The following is a 19,130-nucleotide window of genomic DNA, read 5'->3' on the forward strand; positions in this document are numbered from 1 at the left end:
GTCAGGATCGACCGGCCGCGGCGGCCCGGTAATGTTCGCGGATCTGCTTGGCCGGGATCTTGCGATCGAGGGCAAGTGCGTAGGTCACGACAAAATTCTCATCGAGACCCGCATCGATCAGATCGCGCAGATGCCGCTGCGGGCGCTCCCGATCACTGCCGCGGACCGCGCTTCCGGCAAGTTCGAAGTCATGGGACAACAGCCGCACGAATTGGCGACGCAGCGGATCACCCAACGGGGGCATCGTCCGTCCAGTGGACGGATCGTAGGCCCTCGCCGCGGTCGCCCACCCTCGAAAATCGACGCAGCCGGCTCTCTCGAGCACGATGAGTGTCTGCCGAACGGCCATGGGAACAGCGCGTTCCAGCCAGCGGTCGTCCGGCCACACGAGAACCACCGGGCCGCTACCCCACTCCCAATCCGTGAGCCGGCACACTCTGCGACGCGCAGTCCCCTGCGAGAGCGCACGAAGCAGCGGCATATCGTCGAGGGACTCTCGACGCTGAGGCGTGACGAGCACACGCCTGTTCATATTCGCCACACTGTGACGAAGCCACTCCGCCATCCGCATGGTCGACTCGGGGTCGTGCAACGCGTGGGCAGGCATCCACACGCCCCGATGCCGGACGTCAGTGATCACGAGATGAAGCGTGCCAGGTCGAGATGTCTGAAATAGCCGGATATTAAGAACCAGAGCGTGAACAGAATTTACATAATTCCCCTGGTTACCGGGCTTATCGCGACATACCCGGCTGATCGATCATCGAGTCGGCGACAAGCACGCTCAGATATCCCGCCATCAAATACAGGGTCTGAAGAATGCGAACTTGACCGGTAGACAGTTCTGGAACAACTTCGGTACGCCGATCTTCGGCAGTCCCACCTTGACGAGCGTGGGGGACGACACCGACTGCGCGGCATCGGCAACCGTCGACAGTGCGCTCACACTTGTCTTGGCGGTGCTGGTTCCGCTGCTCCCGCCCACCGAACCCAACGCCTTGCTCACGTAGTACACAGCGTCGGCGGCGTCACTGATCCCGCCGACGATGCTGGTCGGGATATCGATGGCCGAATTGACCACACTGAACACGTCCTTGGTCGCTCCGATCCCGGACGGTATCCGGCCACCCTGCTGCGCCACCTGCGCGGCATCACTCCATTGCTGCGTGGTCACGCTCGCAACGGCCGGAGCCTGCGCCTTGCCGAGCGCCGCGGACAGCGCGCTACGGCACTCGCCGGTACCCGCGTCGCGCACCTCACTCCTCTTACACGTCGACGAAACACAGTTGCCGTTGAATTCCGACTGCCCGGTCACACAGTCCGCCGAACTGGGAGCAGCTGTGATCACCCCGACTGCCGTCAACGGTGTAAAGGCGGCCAGCGCAGCCGCCACATAGCGGCCCGACGAGTTGGCCATGGTTCACTCCTAACCCAACGAATTCGGCGAACGAATACCCGAGACGCTGTGCGCGAATCACCAACTCGCACAGCGGCCCGGCCAAGTGACTCCGCTCAGCGCGGCGGTGGGCACGGATTGATCGGCGATCCGCACGGCGGAGGTGGAGGCGGGGGTGGCGGAGCTGCGTTCGAGACACCCGCTCCGATACCCAGCGCCGCCGTGCTCAACCCCGCGATCAGCACGGCAGAACCAAAGACGTGACGTACGTTACGCTTTACGGTCAAGATCTCACCCTCTCGTCAAATCATCTGGACGACAACCAAACTAGCGACACGAGTTTGGCGCCTGCCATGGTGCGCTGTGATTTCCATGTGGGTTTTGCGCTCGCGCGATCTGCCCTCCCCGGCAGATCGACGGCCGAATGGTGTGGTGTACGCCGAGAAAACGGCGTACACCACACCAGCCGAACTAGCGCCAGCCGGGGCCACCCGGTCCCGGCGGAGGCGGGTTGGGTGCCGGCGGACAGGGCAGCAGAGGCACACAGCGCACGGGCGCGGGCGGGCCACCCGGTCCCGGCGGAGGCGGCGGGGCGGCACTGGCCACTCCCGCGCCGAACCCCAGTCCGGCCAGCGCCAGGCCGTCACAGACTGCTACGGCACCGCGCAGACTACTTCTTCGATCGCGCATCGCATTTCCTTTCAGGTGGTTGTGCAAAATTCGACACCAATTGCACAGCAGCGACTTTCGTAGCACTTAGTCACATCGGCACCACGGCAGCATCACGAAATGCGCACTATGCCTCGCCTGTGCACGGGCTGTCCGCAAGTTCGGAAGTAGCTAGCACACAGCCTGTTTCGGAACATATCGGATTCTCAGGCTGAGCCAGACAACAACCCACGCTGATCCCATAGCGTTCCTCACGTCCACACCGAATCGAGAACAAGGAGCACTTCATGAGCAGCGTAAAGACACGTGCTCGGCTGATTGCCGGTACCGCAGGAATATTCGGCGCGCTCACGTTGGGCGCGGTCGGATTTGGATCCGCCACTGCCTCGGCATTCCCAGGACCGCCCGGGCCACCCGGGCCCGGACCCGGCCCCGGGCTGTGCATCCCGCTACTGCCGTGCGCCGGTCCGCCGCCGCCTCCGATGCTGGGCGGACCTGGTCCGGCGCCGGGGCCGTTCGGGTTGCCCATTCCCTTCTTGTGAGCAGGTGAGGCGGGTTTGGTGCATTGCGGCCTGCACCAAACCCGCCTTCGGAATACCCTCAGTTGCAGGCAGATTCCACCTTCTGCTGCTGCGGCGACAGGTCACTGCGAAGCGGCAACGTCACGGTGAACGTTGTGGCGGACGGAACGCTGTCGACGGCTATCGATCCGCCATGAGCGGACACGACCGCCGAGACGATGGCCAGCCCCAAACCCGTGCTGCCGCCGCGCCGTGACCGCGAGCTGTCGCCTCGAACGAATCGGCCGAAGATCTCTGCCTGCTGTTCTGCCGGAATCCCCGGTCCGTCGTCGACGACCTTGATGGTCACGGCATCGGATCCCTGGGCCAGCACGGTGGTGATCGTCGTGCCGGCGGGGGTGTGCACGCGGGCGTTGGACAGGAGGTTGGCGAGCACTTGATGCAGCCGGCCCACATCGCCCGTCACGACGACCGGTTCTTCCGGCAGTTCCAGATCCCACTGGTGGCCCGGTCCCGCAGCGTGGGCATCACTGACCGCATCGATCGCCAGGGCGGACAGATCGACAGGTTCATGCTCAAGCGGCCGGCCGGCATCCAGCCGGGCCAGTAGCAGCAGATCTTCCACCAGCCTCGACATTCGCTTGGCCTCTGAGTCGATCCGACTCATCGCGTGCGCCAATCGATCGGGTGACGGATCATGCTGACGTTGAACAAGTTCGGTGTAGCCCCGAATTGCCGCCAAGGGCGTGCGTAGCTCGTGGCTGGCATCCGCGACGAACTGCCGCACCCTTGTCTCACTGGCATGCCGGGCGGACATCGCCTCACCGATCCGGTGCAGCATTCGATCGAAGGCTGCACTCAGCCTGCCGACCTCGGTATACCGTGAGCCTGCTGTGCCCGCGTTCGGCGCCTTCGGCAGTGTCACCTCGCCACGATCCAGTTCGGAGTCCGCAATCCGCTGCGCCGTCGTCGCCACCGCCGACAGTGGTGCCAGCTGACGTCGCAAGATCAACACCCCGGCAGCAATCGCGGCCGTCAGCGTGACCACACCGATCACGGTCAGCATGCCGACCACCGCGAACAGCGTGTCGTCCACCGGCCGTGTCGGCAGCCCGGTCATGATGGCCTCACCGCCGAGGCCCGGTGTGGTGATCAGGCGATATCGACCCAGTCCGTCGATGACCTGCGACTCGGGGCCCGCTGTGATCATCCCGGCGAGTTCTTCGCGCGCGGTCGGAGTCACCTCTCGCAGGCTCCCGCTGTCGGTGATCACCGCAGCATCGAGCAACCGTCCGTTGTGGTACACCGCGCCCAGCGTGCCGCTGGCCTGTCCCGGAGCGTTGAGGAAGAACGGACCGGGCCCTGACGGTCGATGTTCGTCCGGCATCACCGGTGGTGGGCCCAGGGAGTACAACATCGAGGATCGCCAACCCGCTTCGACCACCTGATCGTCCAGCTGGTCGATCAGGAAGCGGTCCAGTGCCAACAGCACGCCGGCGCCGATTGCCGAGCAGGCCAACGCCAACACCACTGTTTGCGCCGCCAGCAAACGTACTCGGAGTGACCAGCTGCTCGGGTGCCGCACGCGCCAGAACAATCCATGGTCGAGGTCGGCCATCTTTGTGTGAGACGCGGAACTCATGACTTTCTCACCCGCAGATCGTCACTCACCCAGCTAGCACAAAACTATGCCGAACTTAGGTCCCAGCTTTGAATTCTCTGTCGGACGTCAATTCCTAACGTCCTCATAGGTTTCCAAAGGCGTTCGCAGATTTGCGCGCCCGACACTCACGCCATGATGCCACGCGTTTTCGACAGCACTCCGACCTCGTTCGGGCGGCAGGCGCGGGAACGTCCGTTGGGAGTCGGCAGCTCTCCGATGACCGTGCTCGTCGTCGACGATGACCGCGTGGCCGCGGAGATCGTGTCGATCATGCTGAGTTGGGAGGGTGCCGACGTCCTCACCGCGCACGACGCGGCCGAAGCACTGTCACTGGCGCGCAGACACCGGTTCGACGTGGCGATTCTGGACCCCCGCCTTCCCGACGCGGATGCGTTGTCACTGCTGCGCACCTTGCGTCACGATCAACCGGCACTGCTGGTACTCATGCTGCTGCCGGCGGGATCAACCAATGAGCGGCTCGCCCGGTTCGCCGCCGGATACGAGTACCTGGCCAAACCGTTCTCGGTGGAGGAGCTTTCGCTGAGGTTGCGGATCCTGTTGTCGCGCGCGGCTTCAGGAGTGAACGGCGGTCTGCCGGATATCGTTGTCGGCGACCTCGTGCTCAACGAGGAAGGTCGCGAGGTGACGCGCGCCGGGCGTGACCTCGCACTCACGTACACCGAGTTCGAGCTGTTGCGCTACTTCATGCGCAATCCGCACCGCCTGCTGACCAAACAGCAGATACTGGCCAGGGTCTGGCCGTACGGATACTCGGGACGCCCCAACATCGTCGAACTCTACGTGTCCAGTCTGCGCAAGAAGATCAATCAGGATGGGGCGCCGATGATCCATACGCTGCGGCTGAACGGTTACATCCTCAAACCCGCCCTCGACGAGGCCACGAGCCGAACTTCGTCCGACAAGCAGATCGAGACCGGGAACGCACCGAGGTGACTGCTACCGAGTCGCCGGTTTGATGATGTATCCGACGCCGCGCAGCGTGTGGATCATCGGTGGGTGGCCGGAGTCGATCTTCTTCCGCAGATAGGAGATGTACAACTCCACCACACCCACTCTCCCGCCGAAGTCGTGATCCCAGACCCGGTCGAGAATCTCGCTCTTGCTGACGACGCGGCGGGCGTTGTGCATAAGGATTCGGAGTACCTCAAACTCCCTTGAGGTCAGGCCAATCGGTTGCCCGGCGCGGGTGACCTCGAAACTGTCCTCGTCGAGGATCAGGTCTCCCACCACGATTCTGGCGCTGCCCTCGACGACCGCCGCACCGACGCGCCGGACCAGAGACCGGAGGCGAAGAATCAGCTCTTCCAGACTGAACGGCTTCGTGACGTAGTCATCACTTCCCGCGCTCAAACCAGCCAGTCGTTCCTCGACGGAATCGCGTGCCGTAAGCAGGAGCACGGGCAGAGCCGGTTGCTGGGCGCGAAGATGCCGCAGGACCTCCAAACCGTCCATATCGGGCAGCATTCCGTCCAGCACCACGACATCGGGCGGATTCCGGCGTGCCTCGACGAGAGCCGAAGTCCCGTCGGCCGCCGTCGATACCTGCCAACCCTCATAGCGCAGCGCCATGGCGAGCACCTCCGTCAGCGCCAACTCGTCGTCGACCACCAGCGCCCGTAGAGGTGATCCGTCGGGGCTGCACATGGCCACCTGTTTGCCCCCGGTCACCCACCCCGACAACGTGTTCCCGCCTTCTGGTGCACTCACCGGGCCATTGTCGTCGATCGCGATGAGCGCCACCTGTGCTTGACATAGCGCGCGGCTAGGAATGACACCGAGTGCCCAGTTCACTTTTTTGACAGAGCAATTCGTTGAGCCGAGCACGCCTGAGCGGATTCGGGCACCCACCCCCCGCGCACGACTGCGGCGCACGGATCGTTCGATCCGTGCGCCGCAGTCGTGTGTACCTCAGTGCGCGGGTGCCGACAGGTCGTACAGCGTGACGCCGTCCACCGTCTTCGCGGTGTAGTGCTGCTTGACCCAATCCGAGATCTTGTCGGAATCCGACGTCGACCCGGATCCACCACCGAAGGACGGCATTCCCGGCCGTTCCGACACGTAGTAGTAATGCACGAGCCCATCGCGGACGTAACCCTGGAACTGCTCCAAGGTCGGCGCCGGATCCCCGCCACCGAATCCGCCGATCGGCATCACCGGGTGGCCGGTGGCCAGTTGGTAATCCGAGGCGTCCAAAGACCCGGTGGTCGCGGCGACCCATCGGTAATCGCCGGCATTGGCCATCAACAGCCACGACACGTCTGCGGAGACCTTGCCCCCGCCCGGGCCCCACGAAGGAGAACCCGACTTGTCACCGGGAGCACCGGGACCGCCCCCTGGGAATCCCGGCATCCCAACGTTCTTCGACGACGGCCCCGCGGTGATCACCGGACCACTGTGCGCGGTGGTCAGGGTCTGGACGCTGTACGTCACCGGTCCTGCCATGGCGGCCACCACGGCCAGCCCGGCCGCGAACACCTTGAGGTCGCGGGCGGCGACGGTCAGGCCCGGCCGGATCAGCGAGGCGAGCAGCATGCCGACCGCCAAAGCGCCGGTAGCCACGACGACCCACCGCAACCACGGCAGGAAATCGGGCGCTCTGCCCAATAGCACCCAGGACCACGCCGCAGTCAATGCGACCACCGAGGCCAACACTGCAGTCACCCAACGCTTCTCACGGTTGCGCCACAGGTGCGTCACGCCGATGCCCACCAACGCGGCCACGGCCGGTGACAGGGCGACGGTGTAGTAGTCGTGAAAGATCCCCGACATGAAGCTGAACGTCAGGGCCGTGACGACCAGCCAACCGCCCCAGGCGAGGTAGGAGGCGCGCCTGGGATCGGTCCTGGCCGCTCGCCCACACAACACGAGACCCGCGACCAGCAGTATCAACGCCGCCGGCAGCAGCCAGGAGATCTGGGTGCCGGATTCCGTGGTGAACAACCGCGTGATACCGGCCTGCCCGAACATCGGGCCACCGGGACCGCTGGGGCCGCCGTGGCCCACACCTGCGGGCATCCCGCCGCCACCGCCGGCGCCGCCGCCCAGGATCCGACCGAGTCCGTTATAGCCGAGCGTGAGCTGCAGGAAGCTGTTGTTCGACGATCCGCCGATGTAGGGGCGATCGGACTTCGGCCAGAACTCGACGAGCGCGACCCACCACCCGGCGGCCGCGACGGCGGCCGCCAGCCCGGCGAACAGGTGGACGATTCGCGTCCGCAGGCGGGGCGGAGCGGCGACCAGATAGGCGATCGCCAGGCCCGGCAGGATCAACATGACCTGCAGCTGCTTGGTCAGGAATCCGAACCCGATCAGTACACCGCACAACACGACCCATCGGGTGCGCCCACTGTCGATGCCGCGCAGAAGCGCCCAGGTCGCAGCCACCATCAGGAATACCAACAGGGCATCCGGATTGTCGTAGCGAAACATCAGCGTGGCCACGGGTGTCAACGCAAGCACCGCGCCGGAGATCAGTCCCGCACCGGGGCCGAAAGCCCTTCGCACCGTGGCGTAGAGCAATGCCACCGACGCCACACCCAGCAGTACCTGCGGTATCTGAAGGGCCCAGGAGTTCATGCCGAACAGGCGGGTGCTGATCTCCATGACCCATAACGACGCGGGTGGTTTGTCGACCGTGATCGAGTTGCCGGCGTCCGAGGAGCCGAACAGGAAGGCCTTCCAGCTCTCGGTGCCGGCCTGCACGGCGGCGGCGTAGAACGAGTTGCCCCAGCCGTTGCGGCTGAGCCCGATGGTCCAGCACACGGCGGTGGCCAGGAGCAGCGCGATGAGGCCGGGCCGGGCCCAACGCGGGTCCGCCGTGTCACCGAGTTGTGCAGCGTCGTCAGTGCAATCGGTCGTGTCGGCTGCAGCAGTCATAGTTTCTCTCCGGTGACGTAGGGGCTGAAATCAGCGGTTCGGGTGAAAGACCCACGAGCGCAACACGATGAAGCGCAGCACGGTGGCGACCAGGTTGGCCGTGACGAGCACGCCCAACTCGAGCCAGTGCGGGGTGGGGTGGACCAGCGCGTGAACACTGGCCAGCGATCCGCCGGTGATCAGCAGCGCCATCCCGAAGACCAGCAGGCCCTCACCGTGATGACGGGCGCGGCCCTGTTGCCCGCGGATGCCGAAGGCGAACCGACGGTTGGCTGCGGTGTTGGCGATCGCCGTCACCAGCAGCGCCACGAAGTTGGCCGTTTGCGATCCCACCGCGGTGTGCAGCCCGCTGAAGATGAGCAGATACGCCAGGGTGCTGATGACGCCGATCGCCCCGAAGGCTGCCAGTTGATAGATCGTTCCACGTGCCGGGGTGACCTGCTCCCGGCCGGCCCGGAGGTCCGCAGCCACCTCGTCGACCGGGATGCGGCCCAGGGCGAAGCCCTTGCGCATCCGGGCAATCCCCTTGAGGTCGGCGGTGGCGGTGGCGACGATGTCGACCCGGCTGTCGGGGTCGTCCACCCAGTCCACCGGCACCTCGTGGATGCGCAGGCCGGCCCGTTCGGCCAGCACCAGCAGCTCGGTGTCGAAGAACCATCCCGTGTCTGCCACCAGGGGCAGCAGCCGGTGCGCCACGTCGGCGCGGATCGCCTTGAAACCACACTGGGCGTCGGAGAACTTCGCCGACATCGTCGTCTTGAGGATCATGTTGTAGCAGCGCGAGATCACCTCGCGCTTGGGGCCGCGCACCACCCGTGACGTGCGGGCCAGCCGGGTACCGATCGCCAGGTCGGAATGACCGGAGATGAGCGGAGCCACCAGGGGCCCCAGGGCAGCGAGGTCGGTGGACAGGTCGACATCCATGTACGCCAGCACGGGGGCATCCGAATTCGACCAGACGGCGTTCAGCGCACGGCCGCGCCCCTTCTGCTCCAATCGGACCACCCGGACTCCATCGAGTTCTTCGGCGAGCTCCGCGGCGATGCGAGGGGTGTCGTCGATACTGGCGTTGTCGGCGATGGTGATACGCACCGGGTAGGGCAGGGTCTCGGCCAGGTAGCGGTGCAGCCGATGCACCGAGCCCGACAGCGCTGCCTGCTCGTTGTAGACGGGCACCACGACGTCGAGAACCGGGACGCCGCGGCGGGCGGCATCGGCCAGCGCGCTCGACCGCGAAGGCGTGGACACGCCACTTTCGAGGGCCGCGGAATCAATCAGCATCTTGGTCATGACCATGAGCATGGGGCCCGGGCATGAGCGGGATATGGGACAAACGTGTGCGAAAGCTATGCGATGGTGACCGCGGCCGCCGAGGCCACCGCGACCTCCGAATCAGGCCACTACGCGCCTTCGGTGCGGAGCTGGTGCGCCCCCGGGGTGGGCTGGTACGTGGTCGCATCGGTACGGAATTCGGCGCCGCTGTAGCGCTCGAGCAAGCTGGACACCTTCCGGGTGAGGCGGCGGTCGGCCAGGTCACTGAGATAGGGCACACGCTCGGCGATCGCGTAGGGCAGCATCCGCGCCACGACATACAGGAGCGCGGCGGCTGCACGGAGGCGATCTGCGCGGGTGATGATCACACCCATCTTGGCGGCCCTGAAGGTGTCGCCGCTGATGTAGGTGCGGATAAAGAACAGCTTGCTGAGGCTGCGCTCGAACGGTTCCCGGACACGGGTGCGCAGCGAGTCCTCCGGCTCGAATCGGGCACCCATGGTGCCGGCGACCAGACGGCCGCAGGTGTCGTCGTCCCACCCGGCCCGCAGCGTCGCGTGGCGGGTGGCCATCACATCCACGATTTCCTGTGGTGTGGTGGGCAACAACTCCTCGGGGAGGCCGAGCAGGAAGCATCGGTAGCGATAGAACTCCACGCGGGCCCGTTCGTCCGCGGTGAATTCGCGGCGCCCCTTACCGACGATCTTCAACGCCAGCGCGAACATCGCCGCGTTACCCGCCGGCATCTGATCGGCCTGCGGGATCGGCACACCGTATTCGGCACTGTCCCAACGGCCCTTACGCATGACATTGATCCGGACCATCGAATGCATCAACCGCACCATCGCCGCGCTCTTGAAGCTGTACCCGTCGCGCGCGAGAGCGCCGGGCAGAACCGACGAGACGAAGAACGCCGCCGTCTCCTTGACCCGCTTGCCCGAGGTTCGTTCGCTGAATGCACCCGTCACGGCCATCGGCAGCGCCGCGTACTTGTTGACGAACGTTCCGAGCAGACCGCCGCGGATGACGTAGGGCAACACGTGGGCGGTGGCATTACGTTCCAAACGCGCACCGCGCTCCACCAGATCCAGGTCGATCCACTCCGGGACACTTTCCATGTCCTCGATGAAATCGACCAATTCCTTTGGGGCACCGTCGACTTGATCTACACCCTTGTCGCAGGCCTCGACCAGCATGTCGACCAGACGCTTGAATCCGTACTCGAACATCAACCCGGCATACGCATCGCCGACGCGATCCCCGAGCAGCGTGTAGTCGGCGACCACCGACACCAACTCGGCGTTGGCGAGGAGCCGTGGACGCTGATCGGCCAGTTCGTCTCGCATCTGAGCCGCAACGTTCGGATCGGTGGTGAAGCGCAGCGGCATCGTGTCGAAGTCGATCGAACCGTAGATCTCGGGCTGTGCCTCGCGTTGGCCTCGAATCCGAACGGCCCGCTCCTGTGCGGTGAGCATTCCCCGTGGTCCTCTTCCTCGTCGCCGGCAGCTGCGCGCCTCCTGATGCCAGGATGGCACTGAGTGCCAGGTTAGTCCGTGGGGGCAGCGAATACCAGCGTGAGTCGTCACGACCGCATCGCAGGGCCGGGCCGAGCCGCAGTCAGCGACCTCGATCTGGATACGGCGCAGGCGCAAGGGCCGCGAACGCTTCATCGAACAGCGCCGAGATCGAATCGCCTCCCCCCGACTGTGCCCAGATCTTTCCGGCAGCCCGATACGCACCAGTGGCCGCGGCGACGATCACCGGCAGGTACAGGTCGTTTCCGGAATGGGCGAGTCTGGTGCGAGCCGCGGCGACGAGGCCGGCCTGCCATCGATCGACGCGATCAAGGTAGCGAAAACGCAAGGTCGGCGACTTCTCGATCAGCGCCAGAAACGCCAACGCGCGCGCATGATCTTCGTCGACCCACTCCACGAACGGGGTCAGGCTGTGCCGAAGTGCGGTCCAGACATCCTCGTCGGGCGGCCGGGACAGAAAAACCTCACAGCCGATATCGGACAACACCGGCAGCTGCGAGATCACGACGTCTTCCTTGGTCTTGAAATAGCGAAAGAAGCTGCGTCGGGACAACCCCGCCGCCGCGCATATCTCGTCGACCGTCGTCTCATCGAAACCCTTGGCGAGGAACAGCTGCGTCGCCATCTCGGCGACCTCAGACAGCATCCGGTCCTTCATCCGGCGCTGAAGGGATTCTCCGGCACCGCCTGGGGTGATCATGATCGCAGTCTAGTGAGCCCGCTACCTGGTAAGACCGCCCACAAGCGATCGGTCAGCGGGTGAGATTCGGCCGGTCGAGAATGAGATCGGCTGCGCGCAGCGCGATCATCATGGTGGGCGCGTTGGTGTTGCCAGAGGTGATGGCCGGGATCACCGACGCGTCCGCGACGCGCAGCCCGTCGACTCCGCGCACACGCAGATCGGGACCGACGACCGCGCCATCGTCGGTTCCCATCCGACACGTGCCAACCGCGTGGTAGATGCTGCTCTCGGCGGTGTCGAGCCAATGCCGCGCATCGCCGTCGAACGGGTTGAGCGGGGCGCCGGTGACCCCGCGCATGGCCGGCTGAGACTCGACGAGGTCACGGGTGAGTTCCGCACCCTCCAACAGCTTTCGCACATCTTCGGCCCGGCCCAACCGGTCGAACTCGATATAGGGTTTGCCGCCCCGGAGCCGGACCCGCCCCCGGCCCTCGGGATGCATCACCACCGTGTACGCCGTGAACGCGTCGGAACGCTTCAACGTGGCCCGGCCGCTCACCGGACTGAGCTCGTAACTGGCCGGCGTCACCGCGATCTGAAAATCCTCGGTGAACAGCTGGGCTTCAAAGGGTGTGGTCGTCAACGGACCCTCACCACGAGCACGGAAAGCGCGAACCGCCTTGGCAAGACGCACCGGACCCATGGTGTTGATCGTCGGTACCTTCGAGACCCAGCGTTGCGTGACGACGAGATGGTCGTGGAAGTTCTCCCCCACCCCCGGTAGGTCGGCCACGCTGCCGCCCGCGGCAATGCCGGAGTTCATCAGAAGCGCCGCAGAGCCGATCGCCCCGGCGCACAGCACGACCTCTTGGCGCGCCCGAATGACACGATCGCCGACCCGCACCCCGACCGCGCGCCCGTTCTCGACGATCACCCGCGTCACGGTGGTGCGGGTCAGGACACGTGGGCGCTGCTCGCGGGGCAGGCCGTGCAGGAATTCCCGACCCGACGAGCTGCGGTAGCCGCGCCGTTGGTTGACCTGGCTGCGCGCCACTCCGAGTTGGTCCGCCCCGTTCGGATCCGGGTTGCGCCGATGGCCGGCATCTACCGCTGCCTGGATGAACGCGTCATCGATCTCGTGGTGATGGCCGCACCACGACACCGCGATGGGACCGCAACCGCCGCGATAGTCGTCGGGACCCTCGACCCAGTTCTCCAGCGCCTTGAAGTGCGGAAGCACCTCGGGGTAGGACCAGCCGGTCGCGCCGGCTTGCGCCCAGCCGTCGTAGTCGGCTCGCCGCCCCCGGGCGTAGACCATGGCATTGATGGATCCGCTGCCCCCGACGATTCGCCCGCCGGCGAAGGCGCCCGCCTTCCCACCCCTGCTCGGTTCCGGCGCGGTGGGGTACTTCCAGTTGGCCGTCGCGTAGAGCGTGACGATGCCCAGGGGCAGGGCCACGTCGGGACGTCGATCGGTGCCGCCCGCCTCAACGAGAATGACACTGGCTCCGGCCGCGGACAGCCGACTGGCGAGGATGGATCCGGCGGATCCCGCCCCGACCACGACGTAGTCCGCCAGATCATGCTCGCTCATGCCGAGCTCCCCTCAACGCGTGAATGCCGGGCGAACCCGCCACCCGGCCAGCAGCATAATTTAACACATATTCGAAACTTTCCGATTGGTGATCGGCGACTGCACACACCGCCACCGGCACCCCGGACCGACGTCGCTATTGTCAACGTGCTCCCCACGCGTTGAAGGACAAGCACATTGACCAACGACATCGACTCCATCGTCACATCCCGCCGGTCCGAACGGCTGCCGGCCGATGCGGCGACGACACTCACCCACCTGCTGGCCATCCGCGTGAGTTGTCGTGCGTTTCGGCCGGAACCCGTTGCCGAACAGACGATCCGGGAGATTCTCGCTACCGCACAGTTGACGGCATCCTGGTGCAACAGCCAATCCTGGCAGGTGGCGGTCACCGGCGGCGCAGGAACCGATCGCCTCCGCAATGCGCTGTACACCGCGGCGGCGAGCGGTCACACCGAGACACCCGATATCACGTTTCCTCGCGAATACCGCGGCGTCCATCGCGATCGCCGACGCGAGAGTGGGTACCAGCTGTACAACGCCCTGGGTATCGAACGCGGTGATCACCAGCGTCAGAGGGAGCAGACGCTGCAGAACTTCACCTTCTTCGGTGCACCGCACGTGGCGATCATCCACACCGATGAAGCACTGGGGCCTTATGGTGCGGTCGACTGCGGCGGCTACGTCAACAACTTCCTGCTGGCTGCGGCCGCACGCGGCGTCGGCAGCATCGCCCAAGCCGCCCTGGCGATGTACCCCGACGTTCTCCGCCAGGAACTCGGACTCACGCCGGACCGTATGGTCGTCTGCGGCATTTCCTTCGGCTATCCCGACCTCGACCATCCGTCCAACAGCTACCGCACCACACGCGCCCCGCTCGACGAGGTCGTCGAGTGGGTCAATTCCTGACCGGGTCCGCGCGGTTGACCGCGGGTGGCGTCCGACCGCCGCGATGCCACTACGCCGGGCCCGGCTCTCCCCGCGATCAGTCAGGGACGCGTTTGCCGTCTCTTACCCGAGTACATCCGCTCGTCTGCGGTCTTGAGCAGGTGGCTCAGCACGGCTTCCGATTCACCGGTCGGCGTCAGGCCTTCGGCTCGTGCGCTACCGATGCTGACGCTGATGCCCTCGCGCGACAGGAGCTGCCGCAGGGCGTCGGCCACTTGTTCCTTGGTGCGATCCGGCTGAACCGCCACCGCGATCCCGAACTCGTCACCGCCCAACCTGGCCGACACCGCGTGCAGTCCCACCGTGCTGGTGATGCCGGCGGCCACGCGCCGCAGCACCTGGTCACCGTGGTCATGCCCATAGCTGTCATTGATCACTTTGAGGTCGTCGACGTCGACGAGTAGCACATCGACACCGTCCGGCGAGGTTTCGATCAGTCGCCGCGCGCGCAGATCAAACGCACGCCGATTCGCCAGCAGTGTCAACGGATCCGTGGTGGCGACCATGTGACTGCGAGCGATCGCCTGACGAATCTCACTGGTGTACAACCCGTGCAGGAGCACCGTGCCGTTGACGGCCAGCAACAGCACCATGGTCCGCCCGACGCCGCCGAGCGGATCGGTGTCTCCGGCGGCGACCGTCTGGACGCCGAACACGATGATGACGACGCTGGACACCGCGATGTGGACCAGACGAGGTAGGAAGGTGAGAAAATGCGCGGCGTAGGCACCCACCACCGCGAACAATGCGGTGCCGAGCAGTGCTGCGGCGGCGTTCTGGAACGCCGCCAAGATCACCGTCAGCCCGGTGTCGGCATAGCCGACGAACAACGTCGGAGCGGGTTGCCAGCGCGCGCGCTGCGACCACCACACCGATCCGAGGTGCAGGCGGGTGGTGGCAATGGCGACCGGGAGCGTGGTGAGCGAGACCACCAGCACGACACCTCTGGCCACCGGCGTCTGCGGTCCATCCGACGAGGCCAGGGAGAACATGGCGATGACACCGAACACCAGCACGAACGCCGCTATCGCATACCTGAACACCGACTCGCGCAACAGCAGGCCGTCAAGAATTTCGCGTTGCTGCAGCCGCGACCGCAACGCCATCATGATCCCCCGATACACCCGTCCCTGGGTCGATAGTAGCCATGCGCGGTGGCCTGGGCGTTTCCGCACAGGCATCGCCTGGCCATGCCGTCGCCGAGATCGGGTGTCACGCGAGGCCGGCCAGCGCTTCCCTCACACGGAACCGGCGAATTCACGCCGATTACTCTGTTAGTTGCAGTAACGTCGCGGTCATGGTGTGGATCCTCGGTGGTTACCAGAGCGATTTCGCCCGCAACCTGCACCGCGAGGGTGCCGATTTCGCGGCACTGACCGCCGAGGTGGTCCGTGCGACGTTGACCGCCGCGAAGACACGACCGGCCGATATCGGCGTGGTGCACGTCGGCAACGCGTTCGGTGAGATGTTTGCGGCCCAGGGCCACCTGGGTGCCATGCCCGCCACCGTCGAGGACGCGCTGTGGGATGTCCCCGCGTCCCGGCACGAGGCGGCGTGCGCGTCGGGCGGGGTGGCGATCTTGGCCGCGCTGGCCGACCTGCGGGCCGGCAACTACGACAGTGCCCTGGTGGTCGGCGTCGAACTGGAGAAGACGGTGCCCGGCGACATCGCCGCGCAGAACCTCGGCGCGGCCGCGTGGACCGGGCACGAGGGCGCGGACGCGAAATTCATGTGGCCCCACATGTTCTCCCGGGTCGCCGACGAATACGACCGGCGTTACGGCCTCGCCGACGTCCACCTCGACGCCCTGTCCGCACTGAATCACGCCAACGCCAAGGCCAACCCGAACGCACAGACCCGGGAGTGGGCGGCCACCACCGACAACCCGGTCGTGGAGGGCCGGATCCGGCGACTGGATTGCAGCCAGATGACCGACGGCGGCGCCGGCGTCGTGCTGGTCTCCGACGGCTATCTGCGCGACCATCCCGGGGCCCGGCCGATCGCCCGTATCGACGGTTGGGGGCACCGCACCGTCGGTCTGGGACTGCAGCAGAAACTGGACCGCGCCGAGGCGGATCCCTATGTGCTGCCCCATGTCCGGCGCGCCGTCGTCGACGCCTTCACCCGTGCCCAGGTGACCCTGGAGGATCTGGACGGTTTCGAAGTACACGACTGCTTCACGCCGAGTGAGTACCTGGCGATCGACCATATCGGTCTCACCGGGCCCGGCGAATCGTGGAAGGCCATCGAGAACGGCGAGATCGAGATCGGCGGCAGGCTGCCGATGAACCCGAGTGGCGGCTTGATCGGCGGTGGTCATCCGGTCGGCGCCACCGGGGTCAGGATGGTGCTCGACGCGGCCAAGCAGGTCGCCGGAACCGCCGGGGACTACCAGGTCGACGGCGCAAAAACGTTCGGCACCTTGAACTTCGGTGGCAGTACCGCCACCACCGTCAGTTTCGTCGTCTCCCAGGGGTTCTGATGAATGTAGAAGTGGTCGCCAAGTATCTGTCCACCCTCCCCGAGGAGGACGACCACCCGTACCGCACCGGCCCGTGGCGCCCGCAGACCACCGAATGGGATGCCGTGGACCTGCGCGTCGTCGAGGGCGAGATCCCCGGCGATCTGGACGGGGTGTACCTGCGCAACACTGAGAATCCGCTGCATCCCGCGTTCAAGACCTACCACCCTTTCGACGGCGACGGCATGTTGCACATCGTCGGATTCCGGGATGGAAAAGCCTTCTACCGCAACCGCTTCATCCCGACCGACGGCTTCCTCGCCGAGCAGGAAGCGGGCGGTCCGCTGTGGCCGGGCATCGCCGAGCCGGTCGAGCTGGCCCGGCGCGATTACGGCTGGGGCGCACGGACCTTGATGAAGGACGCGTCGTCGACCGATGTGACCGTGCACCGTGGGGTCGCACTCACCAGCTTCTACCAGTGCGGGGACCTGTACCGGATCGACCCGTACACCGGGGATGCGCTGGGCAAGGCGGACTTCGCCGGCGGCTTTCCCACCGACCTGGGTGTCTCGGCGCACCCCAAGGTCGACGGCACCACCGGCGAACTGCTGTTCTTCAACTACGGCAAGCAGGCCCCGTACATGCATTACGGCGTGGTCGACGAGCGCGATGCGCTGGTGCACTACGTCGACGTCGAACTCCCCGGCCCCCGACTGCCGCACGATATGGCGTTCACCGAGAACTATGTGATCCTCAACGATTTCCCGCTGTTCTGGGATGCCGAAATGCTGAAACACAACGCGCACATTCCCCGGCTGCACCGGGATCTGCCGTCGCGGTTCGGGATCCTGCCGCGGCGCGGCGGATCCGGCGAGATTCGCTGGTTCGAGGCCGCGACGACGTACGTCCTGCACTTCACCAACGCCTTCGAGGAGGGCGACGAGATCGTGCTCGACGGGTTCTTCCAGGGCACCCCCGAACCGACCGACGCCGGAACCGCCGACGGGATGGATCCGCGGTGGCAGCGGTTCTTCCGGTATCTGTCCCTGGACGGGATGCAGACCCGGCTGCACCGCTGGCGGTTCAACCTGAGCACCGGGCAGACGCACGAGGAGCAATTGTCCGACAGCTTGACCGAGTTCGGAATGATCAACCCGTCGTACGCGGCCAAGGACTACCGCTACACCTATGCCGCGACGGGCAAGCCCGGCTGGTTCCTGTTCGACGGACTGGTGCGCCACGATCTGCACACCGGTTCCGAGCAGCGCTACGCGTTCGCCGACGGGGTGTACGGCAGCGAGACCGCCATGGCGCCGCGCATAGGCAGCACCGGCGAAGACGACGGCTACCTCGTCACCATCACGACCGATATGACCGCCGATGCGTCGTACTGTCTGGTGTTCGACGCTGCCGGCCTCGCCGACGGACCAGTGTGCAAACTTCAACTGCCGGAACGGGTTTCCAGCGGAACGCACTCGACCTGGGCGCCGGGTTCGGAGCTGCGGCGCTGGCGGGACTGATGGAGTCCAGCCCCACTGTGAACGCCGTCGGCCGGATGCTTGGCCTGCTCGGTGACGAGTGGACGCTGCTGATCGCCCAGCAGGCGCTGTTGGGCGCCACCCGGTACGGGGAATTCGCCGCGCGGCTGCCCATCTCGAATGCGGCGCTGACATCACGGCTGGCGAGCATGACGTCCGAAGGGCTGCTGGCCCGGGCCGGCCGAGACTATCGGCTGACCAGCAGCGGCCGGTCACTGTGGCCGATGCTGGTGTCCATCTGGGCATGGGAGCGTCGCTGGGTGCCCGAGCATGCGCTGCCTGCGATGTGGCACTCCGGCTGCGGTGCGCAGTGTGCACCGTCTCTGACATGTGCCGCCTGCGGCGCGACCACGACCGAGAAGACCCTGGATGCGCGGTGGGGTCCGAGCGGATCCTGGGCGCGGTCCATGCCCACCGTCGCCACCAGGCGGCGATCCCAGGGCGACCGAGCGGGCCTGTTCCCGCAGACCATGACCATCCTGGGCAACCGGTGGTCCTTCGCCGTCATGGTCGCCGCCTTTGTCGGCACCAGCCGATTCACCGATTTCGCCGCCCAACTCGGTGCCCCGCCCGGCTCCCTGTCCGACCGGCTGCAGATCCTGGTGGCCAACGATGTCCTGACCACCACCGACGGCCGCTACCGATTGACCGAGAAGGGCCGCGCGGTGCTGCCCATCCTGGTGACCGCGCTGGACTGGGCGCAGCGCTGGCTCGCCACACCCGACGGCCCGGCCGTCGAGCTCACCCACACCACCTGTGGCACCGCCTTCGATGCTGTGCTGGCCTGTGATCAGTGCGGCGAGGTCCTGCGCGGAAGGTCGGTCGGCGTCGTCCCCGCCGGGTAGCCGACCCACCACACATGCTGCGCCACAGCGGGTATCGGTGGTCACATGGCGAAAAAAATCTCGAACCCAGGGCTGGCACTCTCTTATCGAGAGTGCTAAAAATGGAAGT

Annotated in this window: 15 protein-coding genes; 5 read left to right on the forward strand and 10 right to left on the reverse strand. The window is 65.9% G+C overall.

Features of this window, described 5'->3' with window-relative positions; translation table 11 throughout:
• Position 1 precedes the first annotated feature (1 nt).
• The 3 genes from FHU31_RS30110 to FHU31_RS30120 all read right to left on the reverse strand — a co-directional run bounded on the left by FHU31_RS30110 (position 2) and on the right by FHU31_RS30120 (position 4,228).
• Positions 2-388: a hypothetical protein gene (locus tag FHU31_RS30110; protein ID WP_167164898.1), complete on the reverse strand. Its 387-nt coding sequence runs from the start codon at positions 386-388 to the stop codon at positions 2-4.
• A 411-nt stretch (positions 389-799) separates the two neighbouring features.
• A complete protein-coding gene (locus FHU31_RS30115; RefSeq protein WP_167164900.1) occupies positions 800-1,417 on the reverse strand; it encodes a hypothetical protein in 618 nt (205 codons plus the stop codon).
• A gap of 1,248 nt (positions 1,418-2,665) precedes the next feature.
• Positions 2,666-4,228 (reverse strand): sensor histidine kinase, encoded by a 1,563-nt coding sequence (locus FHU31_RS30120; RefSeq protein ID WP_272953499.1) that lies wholly within the window; start codon positions 4,226-4,228, stop codon positions 2,666-2,668.
• Positions 4,229-4,465: 237 nt separating this feature from the next.
• Between FHU31_RS30120 and FHU31_RS30125 the strand changes: the two genes are divergently transcribed.
• Positions 4,466-5,203 (forward strand): response regulator transcription factor, encoded by a 738-nt coding sequence (locus tag FHU31_RS30125; protein ID WP_234901774.1) that lies wholly within the window; start codon positions 4,466-4,468, stop codon positions 5,201-5,203.
• Positions 5,204-5,206: 3 nt separating this feature from the next.
• On the opposite strand, the gene FHU31_RS30130 is transcribed toward FHU31_RS30125, so the two are convergent.
• The 6 genes from FHU31_RS30130 to FHU31_RS30155 form a co-directional block, all read right to left on the reverse strand.
• Positions 5,207-5,914, reverse strand: coding sequence for a response regulator transcription factor (locus FHU31_RS30130; protein ID WP_167165189.1), 708 nt, complete (start codon positions 5,912-5,914; stop codon positions 5,207-5,209).
• Positions 5,915-6,178: 264 nt separating this feature from the next.
• On the reverse strand, positions 6,179-8,146 hold the full coding sequence (locus FHU31_RS30135; protein ID WP_167164902.1) for a glycosyltransferase family 39 protein: 1,968 nt from the start codon (positions 8,144-8,146) through the stop codon (positions 6,179-6,181).
• Between the two features lie 30 nt (positions 8,147-8,176).
• Positions 8,177-9,436: a bifunctional glycosyltransferase family 2/GtrA family protein gene (locus tag FHU31_RS30140; protein WP_167164904.1), complete on the reverse strand. Its 1,260-nt coding sequence runs from the start codon at positions 9,434-9,436 to the stop codon at positions 8,177-8,179.
• A 110-nt stretch (positions 9,437-9,546) separates the two neighbouring features.
• Entirely contained in the window at positions 9,547-10,893 is a 1,347-nt protein-coding gene (locus FHU31_RS30145) for an oxygenase MpaB family protein (RefSeq protein ID WP_167164906.1), read from the reverse strand.
• Between the two features lie 142 nt (positions 10,894-11,035).
• The gene (locus FHU31_RS30150) at positions 11,036-11,653 is read right to left on the reverse strand and encodes a TetR family transcriptional regulator (RefSeq protein ID WP_167164908.1); all 618 of its coding nucleotides are present in this window, start codon (positions 11,651-11,653) and stop codon (positions 11,036-11,038) included.
• 52 nt (positions 11,654-11,705) lie between these two features.
• A complete protein-coding gene (locus FHU31_RS30155; RefSeq protein WP_167164910.1) occupies positions 11,706-13,229 on the reverse strand; it encodes a GMC family oxidoreductase in 1,524 nt (507 codons plus the stop codon).
• 177 nt (positions 13,230-13,406) lie between these two features.
• Between FHU31_RS30155 and FHU31_RS30160 the strand changes: the two genes are divergently transcribed.
• Entirely contained in the window at positions 13,407-14,138 is a 732-nt protein-coding gene (locus tag FHU31_RS30160; protein WP_234901750.1) for a nitroreductase, read from the forward strand.
• 80 nt (positions 14,139-14,218) lie between these two features.
• Here FHU31_RS30160 and FHU31_RS30165 read toward each other — a convergent pair whose 3' ends face one another.
• The gene (locus FHU31_RS30165) at positions 14,219-15,286 is read right to left on the reverse strand and encodes a GGDEF domain-containing protein (protein WP_167164912.1); all 1,068 of its coding nucleotides are present in this window, start codon (positions 15,284-15,286) and stop codon (positions 14,219-14,221) included.
• A 188-nt stretch (positions 15,287-15,474) separates the two neighbouring features.
• Between FHU31_RS30165 and FHU31_RS30170 the strand changes: the two genes are divergently transcribed.
• Genes FHU31_RS30170 through FHU31_RS30180 form a run of 3 tightly spaced genes read left to right on the forward strand, consistent with a single transcriptional unit; the run spans position 15,475 to position 19,021 of the window.
• Complete coding sequence (locus FHU31_RS30170; RefSeq protein ID WP_167164915.1) at positions 15,475-16,659, forward strand: acetyl-CoA acetyltransferase; 1,185 nt, start codon at positions 15,475-15,477, stop codon at positions 16,657-16,659.
• Positions 16,659-18,158: a carotenoid oxygenase family protein gene (locus FHU31_RS30175; RefSeq protein WP_167164917.1), complete on the forward strand. Its 1,500-nt coding sequence runs from the start codon at positions 16,659-16,661 to the stop codon at positions 18,156-18,158. Before FHU31_RS30170 ends, FHU31_RS30175 begins: the two co-directional genes overlap by 1 nt.
• Positions 18,158-19,021: a winged helix-turn-helix transcriptional regulator gene (locus FHU31_RS30180; RefSeq protein ID WP_263987974.1), complete on the forward strand. Its 864-nt coding sequence runs from the start codon at positions 18,158-18,160 to the stop codon at positions 19,019-19,021. The genes FHU31_RS30175 and FHU31_RS30180 overlap by 1 nt, the downstream gene beginning before the upstream one ends.
• The last annotated feature ends 109 nt before the right edge of the window (positions 19,022-19,130 follow it).

Origin of the sequence: Mycolicibacterium fluoranthenivorans (genome assembly GCF_011758805.1) — a bacterium.
In the GTDB taxonomy this organism is placed as follows: Bacteria; Actinomycetota; Actinomycetes; order Mycobacteriales; family Mycobacteriaceae; genus Mycobacterium; species Mycobacterium fluoranthenivorans.